Here is a 1,463-nt window from a genome sequence, read left to right as displayed (position 1 = left end):
ATATCTTCGTATAAGGAGGTGATCCAGCCCCAGGTTCCCCTAGGGCTACCTTGTTACGACTTCACCCCAGTCATGAACCACAAAGTGGTGAGCGTCCTCCCCGAAAGGTTAAACTACCCACTTCTTTTGCAGCCCACTCCCATGGTGTGACGGGCGGTGTGTACAAGGCCCGGGAACGTATTCACCGTGACATTCTGATTCACGATTACTAGCGATTCCGACTTCATGGAGTCGAGTTGCAGACTCCAATCCGGACTACGACGCACTTTTTGGGATTCGCTCACTATCGCTAGCTTGCTGCCCTCTGTATGCGCCATTGTAGCACGTGTGTAGCCCTACTCGTAAGGGCCATGATGACTTGACGTCGTCCCCACCTTCCTCCGGTTTATCACCGGCAGTCTCCCTGGAGTTCCCGACATTACTCGCTGGCAAACAAGGATAAGGGTTGCGCTCGTTGCGGGACTTAACCCAACATTTCACAACACGAGCTGACGACAGCCATGCAGCACCTGTCTCAGAGTTCCCGAAGGCACACCTGCGTCTCCGCTGGCTTCTCTGGATGTCAAGAGTAGGTAAGGTTCTTCGCGTTGCATCGAATTAAACCACATGCTCCACCGCTTGTGCGGGCCCCCGTCAATTCATTTGAGTTTTAATCTTGCGACCGTACTCCCCAGGCGGTCTACTTAACGCGTTAGCTCCGAAAGCCACGGCTCAAGGCCACAACCTCCAAGTAGACATCGTTTACGGCGTGGACTACCAGGGTATCTAATCCTGTTTGCTCCCCACGCTTTCGCATCTGAGTGTCAGTATCTGTCCAGGGGGCCGCCTTCGCCACTGGTATTCCTTCAGATCTCTACGCATTTCACCGCTACACCTGAAATTCTACCCCCCTCTACAGTACTCTAGTTCACCAGTTTCAAATGCAGTTCCGAGGTTGAGCCCCGGGCTTTCACATCTGACTTAATGAACCACCTGCATGCGCTTTACGCCCAGTAATTCCGATTAACGCTCGCACCCTCCGTATTACCGCGGCTGCTGGCACGGAGTTAGCCGGTGCTTCTTCTGTTGCTAACGTCAAGAGATAGCGCTATTAACACTACCCCCTTCCTCACAACTGAAAGTACTTTACAACCCGAAGGCCTTCTTCATACACGCGGCATGGCTGCATCAGGCTTTCGCCCATTGTGCAATATTCCCCACTGCTGCCTCCCGTAGGAGTCTGGACCGTGTCTCAGTTCCAGTGTGGCTGATCATCCTCTCAGACCAGCTAGGGATCGTCGCCTTGGTGAGCCATTACCTCACCAACTAGCTAATCCCACCTAGGCATATCTTGACGCGAGAGGCCCGAAGGTCCCCCTCTTTGGCCCGTAGGCATTATGCGGTATTAGCCATCGTTTCCAATGGTTATCCCCCACATCAAGGCAATTTCCTAGGCATTACTCACCCGTCCGCCGCTCGACGCC

General features: G+C 53.7%; 1 rRNA gene. It reads right to left on the bottom strand.

Going from position 1 to position 1,463, the window contains the following annotated elements:
- Positions 1-11: 11 nt before the first annotated feature.
- Positions 12-1,463: ribosomal RNA gene (locus AB4274_RS14150) — 16S ribosomal RNA — on the bottom strand; the annotation flags it as partial.

The organism is Vibrio sp. 10N.261.55.A10, assembly GCF_041470825.1.
GTDB lineage: Bacteria > Pseudomonadota > Gammaproteobacteria > Enterobacterales > Vibrionaceae > Vibrio > Vibrio crassostreae_C.
This window is presented reverse-complemented; position numbering and strand designations above follow the sequence as displayed.